Raw genomic sequence first — 5,147 nt, forward strand, 5'->3', positions numbered from 1 at the left:
GCCCGCCACCCTGTGGATACCTCACGCCCCGGTGATACCGCAGGAGACCACAGCCCGTCAGCCCCTATGACATCACGAGTTCAAACTCAGTAACTGGCCAGCCTCATGACACGGCGCCCTGAGAGGCGGCTGCTGTCGGTCGGCCTCGTCCTGCACCACGCGGGAACCGGTCGGAGCCTGAGTTCGGAGACCATGCAGGGGCCGGTTTCTGGGGATTCGCAGTTTCGGGAGAGGACCGGGAGCCGACGAGCCCCTGAGACCAAGTCGGCGACCGGCACACATGACGGTCTCGGCTTCTTTCCTTTGCTTCCGGACTCAGCCCTTGATCTCGCAGATCCCCGCGCCGGACGTCACCGACGCGCCGACCTCCACGCTCAGGCCCTTGATGGTGCCGGACTTGTGGGCGTTGAGGGGCTGTTCCATCTTCATGGCCTCCAGGACGACGACCAGGTCGCCCTCCTTGACCTCCTGCCCCTCTTCCACTGCGATCTTCACGATGGTGCCCTGCATTGGGGAGGCGAGGGTGTCGCCCGAGGCCACCGGGCCGGACTTCTTCGCGGCGCGGCGCTTGGGCTTCGCATTGGCGGCCAGGCCGAGGTGGGCCAGGGACATGCCAAGCGAGGCCGGGAGGGACACCTCCAGACGTTTGCCGCCGACCTCGACGAGGACCGTCTCGCGGCTCGCCTCCTCCTCGGTCTCCCCATCCACGGCGGCGACGAAAGGATTGATCTCGTTTACGAACTCGGTCTCGATCCAGCGGGTGTGGACCGTGAACGGGTTGGTGCTGCCGCTCAGTTCGGGAGCGAAGGCGGGGTCGGTGACCACTTTGCGGTGGAACGGGAGGGCGGTGGCCATGCCCTCGACGGTGAACTCGTTCAGGGCGCGGGCGGCGCGCTGCAGGGCCTCGGTGCGGGTGCGGCCGGTGACGATGAGCTTGGCGAGCAGGGAGTCCCAGGCCGGGCCGATGACGGAGCCGGACTCGACGCCGGCGTCCAGGCGCACGCCCGGGCCGGAGGGCGCCTGGAAGCGGGTGACGGTGCCGGGGGCGGGCAGGAAGTTGCGTCCGGGATCCTCGCCGTTGATGCGGAACTCAAGGGAGTGGCCGCGCAGCGGCGGGTCGTCGTAGCCGAGTTCCTCGCCGTCGGCGATGCGGAACATCTCGCGGACCAGGTCGAAGCCGGCGACCTCCTCGGTGACTGGGTGCTCGACCTGCAGGCGAGTGTTGACCTCCAGGAAGGAGATGGTGCCGTCCTGGCCGATGAGGAACTCCACGGTGCCGGCGCCGACGTAGCCGGCCTCCTTCATGATGGCTTTGGATGCGCGGTACATCTCGGCGGTCTGCGCCTCGGTCAGGAAGGGGGCGGGGGCCTCCTCGACGAGCTTTTGGTGGCGGCGCTGCAGGGAGCAGTCGCGGGTGGAGACGACGACGACGTTGCCGTGGGTGTCGGCCAGGCACTGGGTTTCGACGTGGCGGGGGCGGTCGAGGTAGCGCTCGACGAAGCACTCGCCGCGGCCGAAGGCGGCCACTGCCTCGCGTACTGCGGAATCGTACAGCTCGGGCACCTCGTCCAGGGTGCGGGCGACCTTCAGGCCGCGGCCGCCTCCGCCGAAGGCGGCCTTGATGGCGATGGGCAGGCCGTGCTGCTTCGCGAAGGCGACGACCTCCTCTGCGTCGCTCACCGGGGCTGGGGTGCCGGCCACCAGCGGGGCGCCGGCGCGCTGCGCGATGTGACGGGCGGCGATCTTGTCACCGAGGTCTCGGATGGCGTGCTGGGGCGGGCCGATCCAGATCAGGCCGGCGTCGAGGACGGCCTGGGCGAAGTCGACGTTCTCCGAGAGGAAGCCGTAGCCGGGGTGGATGGCGTCAGCGTCGGATTCCTTGGCGGCCTTGAGGATCTTGTCGATGTCCAGGTAGCTGGTGGCCGGGGTGTCGCCGCCCAGGGCGAATGCCTCATCTGCGGCGCGTACATGCAGGGCGTCCGGTCTGGGTCGGCGTAGACGGCCACGCTCGCGATCCCGGCGTCCCGGCAAGCCCGGGCCACGCGGACCGCGATTTCGCCACGGTTGGCGATGAGCACCTTGGTCAGCATGCCGACTCCATCACCTTCGTCAGGGGCGTACTGAGCCGGTCAGTGGTGTCGACGATGCTGCGGATGTCCGCGCCGGGGGTGAACACCGCATCGACGCCGAGAGCCTTCAGCTCGCTCACGTCGGCGTCGGGGAGGATGCCGCCGACCATGAGGCGGACGTCGGCAGCGTCCTCCCGCGCCAGCAGTTCGATTACCCGCTGCACGATTGTCAGGTGGGCGCCCGAAAGAATGGAGAGGCCGATGATCGGCGCGTCCTCCGCGATGACTGTAGCGACGATCTGCTCCGGCGTCTGGTGCAGGCCGGTGTAGATCACTTCATAGCCGGCGTCGCGCAGCGCACGGGCGATTACCTTGGCGCCGCGGTCGTGTCCGTCGAGGCCGGGCTTGGCGATCACCACGCGGCAGCGCGGCGCAGGTGTAGGGGCGGCGTGGCGCCTCGCCTCGTGGATGGTGTTCATGTCTCTCCGTTCTGGTGTCTCACTGGGGGAGCACGGGGGCGAGCCAGCCGACCGGGCCGTGGGCGTGTGTAGTGCCGAGTAGATGGCGGCGCGAGGCCCAGAAACTGGCAGGTTCGTGTGTCGGGACCGTGGGCCGCACGTCCGCCGCATCCACGACGAGACCGGTCTCCTCCAGCGTTTCGCGTACAACGGCGTCGACGACGGTCTCGAGCTCCACATGTCCCGACGGCGCGTGCCACAGACCGCTCGCCTACACGTCGCCGGCCCGCCGGGACAGCAGCACTTCGGGGCCCCGATCTCCGTCACGGACGGCGAGCAGGTGCACATCCACCGGTACGGTGTGCCGCCCGGCAGCGGTCCGGATCGCCCGTCCAGGAGCGCGGGATGTGCAACTCCCGGTCCACCGCCGCGTGCCCCCGTAGACGAGATAGACCGCGATTCGGGAGTTCTCGATCCTGTGCTGACGCTGAACATCGGCGGTGTCCGGGCCTTTCTTCACGTCCGCTGTTTCGTCGCCGACCGAGCACCGCTGTTACGGCGTCTTGTGCAGTGGCAGCCGCGGGGGCTGGTCGTGGCATGGATGATCTGACGGGCGGTTCGGAACATTTCGGCGCCGTGGGTGCCGTCGGGGAGGCGTTCGACGACGCGGTGGTGCATGTGCTGGCGGTAGGCGATCGCGGTCAGGGTACGGAAGACGTCCATGTCAAGCTGCTGTTGGGAGATGAAGCAGCGCAGGGCGGCCTCCTTCGCGGCGAGGAGGTCGGGAGTGCCGGTGAAGAACTGGTTAGGTTCGAAGTTGCGGCTGTAAGGGGAGCGGAAGTAGATCAGGTCGTTGGCTTCGCGCAGGGCGACGGTGGTGGTCTCCTCGCCGGTGATGGCGTGGTCGAGTGCTGGTCGTCGGGGAAGTGCGTGTAGACGATGTCGGGGCGGTCCTTGGCGAAGGCGGTGAACAGGGCGGCGTTGATGCGGCCGCGGTGTTCGACGAAGCGGGTGTCGGGGATGGCGGAGAAGGTGTAGCCGGTGACGCCGAGGATCTTCGCGGCAGCCAGGCACTCGGAGCGGCGGGCGTCGCTGTCCCCGGGGTGTCCGGTGGTCAGGCAGTGGACGCGGACCCGGTCGCCGGCACGGGCGTGGGCGAGCATTTGCATGCCCATCGCGAGTTCGGCGTCGTCGGGATGTGCGACTACGACGAGGACGGATCGGGCGGTCGGGTTCAACGGGTCTCCTCGGTAGTGGTGATCTCCAGGGCGCTGCGCAGCCGGCGGCCGTCGAGGCCGTGCCAGCGGAGCGGCTGGTGCGGGTGCCGGGGCCATCGCAGGTAGTGGAGGCTGCCGACGGCGTCGGCTTGGTGGCCGTTGGTGTAGGCGATCTTGGAGGTCTGGCCGCCGTCGAGGTGGAACACCCGGTCCGGGTCGAGGCCGGCTTTTGCGCACAGGTCGGCGGCTTCTTGGGCGGTGGCGCCCTGGAAGGTGCGGGTCAGGGGTGCCCCGTCGAGGACGAGCAGGGTGAGTCGGCGGTCGTTCACGGTGAGCAGGGTGCGGGCGTAGCGGGCGTGAGGGCGGAAGGGGGAGGTGCCCAGGCTCTGGTCCCAGGCGTCGGTGCGGCCGTCGGCGGCGTCGGCGGCGGTGGGGCCGAGCGAGAGGGCGCCGTCGATGTCTGCGGTGTCGAGGGTGTCTAGGGTGGTGACGTGGACCGGGGCGTCGAGGATGAGGTGGGTGGGCCAGGGGCGGTGTGCGCGCAGGACGAAGGCGCCGGTGAACAGGTCGGCGCCGCCGCCGGGGTGCAGGGCGGCGATTCGCAGTCCGGCGGCGGTGCTGGTGATGGTGCAGTCGAGCGCGTCGGGGCGACGGGGGGTGGTGTTGGTGGCCGGGTCCACGTCCCGGCGAAACCCCGTTCGGGGATCGTCGCGGTAACGGATGCGGCAGTTTGCCGCGCCGAACACGGTGAACTCGCCGGGCCGGGCCGGGAGGTGGTGCTTGGAGCCGGTCCAGGTGTGCGGGTGGCCGGCGACGGTGAGCGTGCCGGTGGCGGCCAGGGCGCGTACCGTCGGGCGGCCGTGGTGGAGAAGGAAGGCGGGCTTGTCGGCGGTCGGCAGGCTGGCGGTGCGGCCGTTGCGGATGGCGAGGTCGAGGCAGGGTTCGGCGGGCTGGTAGCCGGGGTCGTCGGAGATGAAGGAGAAAGCGCCGCTGACCGCGGCGACCGTGCTGCCGCCGACGAGGCCGCGCAGGTGGTAGCCGGCTGGCGAGGAGACGGGGCGGCAGTGGGCCCGGTCGAGGTCGACGCCGAGGGTGTAGGCGTTGGTGAAGCAGCCCTCGCCGAGGTCGATCGGCCGGGCGGTGAGGTCGATACCTCGGGCGAGGTGCCGGACCCAGGACCGGGTGGGCCGGGCGAACGGGCTCTGGTCACGGGCGAGGGACTGGATGTCGTCCGCGTGGATGCCGCGGGCGCGCAGCTCGGCGAGCGCGGCGCGGTCGTGGCGGTCGGCGACCGAGGCGAAGGGGATGCTCATGCCGCTCTACCTTTCTTCTGGGATCGCCCCAGCCATTCGTAGGGTTGTGGCACCCAGGGGAGCCGGGTGTGGCTTTCATGCCGCTGCCGT

Annotated in this window: 5 protein-coding genes and 2 pseudogenes; all 7 read right to left on the reverse strand. The window is 70.0% G+C overall.

Annotation, left to right across the window (positions count from 1 at the left end):
- Window positions 1–315: 315 nt before the first annotated feature.
- Window positions 316–2,087: pseudogene (locus AB0E67_RS36020) on the reverse strand (biotin carboxylase N-terminal domain-containing protein).
- Window positions 2,084–2,548, reverse strand: coding sequence for a cobalamin B12-binding domain-containing protein (locus AB0E67_RS36025; protein WP_362035024.1), 465 nt, complete (start codon window positions 2,546–2,548; stop codon window positions 2,084–2,086). Before AB0E67_RS36025 ends, AB0E67_RS36020 begins: the two are co-directional and overlap by 4 nt.
- 19 nt (window positions 2,549–2,567) lie before the next feature.
- A complete protein-coding gene (locus AB0E67_RS36030; protein ID WP_362035032.1) occupies window positions 2,568–2,789 on the reverse strand; it encodes an NUDIX domain-containing protein in 222 nt (73 codons plus the stop codon).
- A gap of 100 nt (window positions 2,790–2,889) precedes the next feature.
- Window positions 2,890–3,068, reverse strand: a pseudogene (locus AB0E67_RS36035) (transposase); the annotation flags it as partial.
- Window positions 3,044–3,250, reverse strand: coding sequence for a hypothetical protein (locus tag AB0E67_RS36040; protein WP_362035026.1), 207 nt, complete (start codon window positions 3,248–3,250; stop codon window positions 3,044–3,046). The gene AB0E67_RS36040 and the pseudogene AB0E67_RS36035, both read right to left, overlap by 25 nt.
- 122 nt (window positions 3,251–3,372) lie before the next feature.
- Window positions 3,373–3,765 (reverse strand): PIG-L family deacetylase, encoded by a 393-nt coding sequence (locus AB0E67_RS36045; RefSeq protein WP_362035028.1) that lies wholly within the window; start codon window positions 3,763–3,765, stop codon window positions 3,373–3,375.
- Window positions 3,762–5,057, reverse strand: coding sequence for a phosphodiester glycosidase family protein (locus AB0E67_RS36050; protein WP_362035030.1), 1,296 nt, complete (start codon window positions 5,055–5,057; stop codon window positions 3,762–3,764). Before AB0E67_RS36050 ends, AB0E67_RS36045 begins: the two co-directional genes overlap by 4 nt.
- Window positions 5,058–5,147: the final 90 nt, after the last annotated feature.

The sequence above is a fragment of the Streptomyces sp. NPDC032161 genome (assembly GCF_040636995.1).
In the GTDB taxonomy this organism is placed as follows: domain Bacteria; phylum Actinomycetota; class Actinomycetes; order Streptomycetales; family Streptomycetaceae; genus Streptomyces.

Bases quoted from the DNA above. Each gene is read 5' to 3' on its own strand.
- AB0E67_RS36025 (WP_362035024.1), bottom strand. From the start codon at position 2,548: ATGAACACCATCCACGAGGCGAGGCGCCACGCCGCCCCTACACCTGCG.
- AB0E67_RS36040 (WP_362035026.1), bottom strand. From the start codon at position 3,250: ATGGACGTCTTCCGTACCCTGACCGCGATCGCCTACCGCCAGCACATG.
- AB0E67_RS36050 (WP_362035030.1), bottom strand. From the start codon at position 5,057: ATGAGCATCCCCTTCGCCTCGGTCGCCGACCGCCACGACCGCGCCGCG.